5 protein-coding genes and 2 pseudogenes are annotated in these 2,540 nt (G+C 48.5%); 3 read left to right on the plus strand and 4 right to left on the minus strand.

Features of this window, described 5'->3' with window-relative positions; all coding sequences use genetic code 11:
* From AC2VLY_RS05880 to AC2VLY_RS05890, 3 genes and pseudogenes are all read right to left on the minus strand, one after another.
* A pseudogene (locus tag AC2VLY_RS05880) lies at window positions 1-142 on the minus strand (sigma-70 family RNA polymerase sigma factor); the annotation flags it as partial.
* Between the two features lie 12 nt (window positions 143-154).
* On the minus strand, window positions 155-343 hold the full coding sequence (locus tag AC2VLY_RS05885) for a sigma-70 factor domain-containing protein (protein ID WP_486892256.1): 189 nt from the start codon (window positions 341-343) through the stop codon (window positions 155-157).
* A 77-nt stretch (window positions 344-420) separates the two neighbouring features.
* Window positions 421-684, minus strand: coding sequence for a hypothetical protein (locus tag AC2VLY_RS05890; protein WP_486892255.1), 264 nt, complete (start codon window positions 682-684; stop codon window positions 421-423).
* Window positions 685-1,140: 456 nt separating this feature from the next.
* Between AC2VLY_RS05890 and AC2VLY_RS05895 the strand changes: the two genes are divergently transcribed.
* From AC2VLY_RS05895 to AC2VLY_RS05905, 3 genes and pseudogenes are all read left to right on the plus strand, one after another.
* Window positions 1,141-1,353 carry a hypothetical protein gene (locus AC2VLY_RS05895; RefSeq protein ID WP_486892254.1) on the plus strand — a complete coding sequence of 71 codons (213 nt, stop codon included), beginning with the start codon at window positions 1,141-1,143 and terminating at the stop codon, window positions 1,351-1,353.
* Entirely contained in the window at window positions 1,343-1,564 is a 222-nt protein-coding gene (locus AC2VLY_RS05900) for a hypothetical protein (protein WP_024895501.1), read from the plus strand. Before AC2VLY_RS05895 ends, AC2VLY_RS05900 begins: the two co-directional genes overlap by 11 nt.
* A gap of 158 nt (window positions 1,565-1,722) precedes the next feature.
* Window positions 1,723-2,013: pseudogene (locus AC2VLY_RS05905) on the plus strand (transposase); the annotation flags it as partial.
* A 240-nt stretch (window positions 2,014-2,253) separates the two neighbouring features.
* Here the strand turns inward: AC2VLY_RS05905 and AC2VLY_RS05910 are convergent.
* On the minus strand, window positions 2,254-2,540 hold a 287-nt coding region (locus AC2VLY_RS05910), incomplete at its 5' end, for a hypothetical protein (protein ID WP_486892253.1).

Genomic DNA, 2,540 nt, shown 5'->3' on the forward strand with positions numbered 1-2,540 from the left:
TTATGGCTCTCTCGATACTCTGACGAATCCACCAGGTAGCATAAGTCGAGAAACGAAAGCCTTTTTCGGGATCAAATTTTTCAACCGCACGCATCAGCCCCAGGTTCCCTTCTTCAAACAAATCCAGAAGGGGAAAATCATGTCGTACGTAACGCTAGGCTAAATTGACCACCAGACGGAGATTACTGACGATCATCATGTTTCTAGCATCCATGTCTCCGGCCTGGACCTGCCGGCCAAGAGCAATCTCTTCTGCTGCCGTCATTAAATCTTGTCGACGGATTTCTCTCAGATAGCAATGTATGGAATCAGTATCAGATGATTCTTCGATATTCTCTTTCATCTTTGCCTTTTGAACTTACAGATAGTTTTTCCTTGCCACTACTCTTTAATTTCCTTCAGGGTCAAAAAGGTGTCAATTTATTGCTTATTGCTATCCATCAACAAATTTTTTAGCATCACATGCAAATAGCTTTTTTGTGCTTCACGACTTAAAGTGCACACTTCCTGCAATCGGGACTCTATCCAGGCTAATGCCTTCGTCTTGTTGCCCCTATGATCAAGGAGATTCGTCCAGTCTGTTTCGCTGATCCCAAAGTCGAGCAACACCTGACCACTTTGAAGCGATGGCTCAACGGATGTTGAAAAGGATCTGCCGGTTGTTTTGTGACGTTGCAAATTCACGGGTGTCCTCCTCGTGGTGGCAACCAAAAACCCTAGTGCTGTATGTGATTGTAATGTTACTGTCTGTAAAGACATAACGATAGTTATTGATATGGCAATCTATTACGTTGAGGTTACCGACGGATCCTGGATCCTACGCGTAAGGGTGAAAGTACCCCATGACTTATCGCTTCAATACAAGCGATGAAATTTTTCCAGTAGGGCTAGGCTCATCTCTGTAGCGGCTGTTAGGCGCCTCATACGTTCAGCCTCGTAGGCCAACCCAATGAAATATTGACTGAAATAGAGTCGTTACAGAATCATTCTAGAGCAAATGCTGATAGGTTCATTCAGTTCCTGGGCGACGATTTCGATTTCATTAGGGAATCCGCCACGTCAGAACTTTATCTATATTTCACGGTCTACCCCTGATAGGTTTAGGGATATTTGTGCGTATCCACATGTAAGGAGGTTTTTATGAAGCTAGAAAAACTGGGCGGTGGTAATTATCGATTAAGTATGACCAAGTCTGAGGCGGATAAGGTGTCTGATGCACTCCTCAAAAAGGCTGGAGACTTTAATCGGTCTACTTTGGATTTTGCCTATCTTTCCGCAGAGGCTGTACTTTCCATGGAAAATAATTTCCGTCAACCAAAGTCATTTTGGCAAGGAGCATCTCATGCAGGTTAATGTTGAGGATAAGATGGTTGTAGCGACAATGAGCAAAAGGGAAGTCGGCAAGATTATGGAGTCATTGGCTAGTATGTCGTCTATATCTGGGGACTTAAAACCATTTCAAGAATTATTCACCGGAATCGGTATCCCAAACAAAACACGTGGTGAGGTCCGGCATGAATGGGGTGACCCACTTGATATGGATCCAGATATTGGTCCGGCATAACTGGCAAAAATGTCTGCGCAGTTGCTGACGGACACCTCGAAAACCCCTCATTCCAATTACATGTGATAAAATATACCAAACAAATGAAATTGGATATGACCGATGAAGTCCAGAAAAAGCGCGATCAAAACCGATCTGTTTGCCGCAGACCTGCACCAGATGAACAGATGGAATACCAGCTTCTGGATCGCCACAGCTATCAACGCTTCTGCGGTCTGCTGGATGCCGCGCGCCTGCCCGATCGCACGACCATCTGGCATTTTGAGAACCGCATCGGGGTAGCCGGTGCCGAAGCCCTGTTTGCGGCGGTAGAGCAACAAGTTCTCCAGCACGGTTATCTGGCGCGAGGAGGTCAGATCATTGATGCCACCTTGGTCCCCGCACCCAAGCAGCATTTTACCCGGGAGGACAAAGCACAGATCAAAGAAAAGGCCATGCCCGCTGACTGGTGTCACTGACCGGCAATATATGGCGCCACCGATGTGCGACGTAATGGCGCCATTTCAAAGTGCCTGAAATGGGGTCTCGAACAGTGTTAAGAATGGGTGTTTTTGGCTCCTTTCGCAATCATGACTTCGGTGGCTAAGGCGGGCGACTACCCTGGGGAACCACCGGTCGAGGAGCTGCGCCATCCACCTGTGCTGCCAGTGCCGCAAAGTCGATACAGCCGGGCCGATCCAGACTCCAGGTCAAACATCGTGCATCAGGAGATGCACCAGATGGGAAGCCTGATGCGGATGCGCCATGAAATGCGGCGCCACCAGCAAGGCCGGGATCACAATCACCGGCAGGAGCATCAAGCCGGAGATCAGGAACCACAGGCGCAGAAAACGATGATCCGGGTGACGAACGCGCAGGATCAGGTCGGCGATCCGGACAAGGGGATACTGAACCACGCCCAGCACAGCGATGGCGGGGATGGCCACAAAAAAAACAGCGGCCGTAATCTGCGACATGAGCAACGGGTTCCTGCCCA

Source organism: Acidithiobacillus sp. TH-A36 (assembly GCF_057473445.1).

Bases quoted from the DNA above. Each gene is read 5' to 3' on its own strand.
- AC2VLY_RS05885 (WP_486892256.1), bottom strand. From the start codon at position 343: ATGAAAGAGAATATCGAAGAATCATCTGATACTGATTCCATACATTGC.
- AC2VLY_RS05895 (WP_486892254.1), top strand. From the start codon at position 1,141: ATGAAGCTAGAAAAACTGGGCGGTGGTAATTATCGATTAAGTATGACC.
- AC2VLY_RS05900 (WP_024895501.1), top strand. From the start codon at position 1,343: ATGCAGGTTAATGTTGAGGATAAGATGGTTGTAGCGACAATGAGCAAA.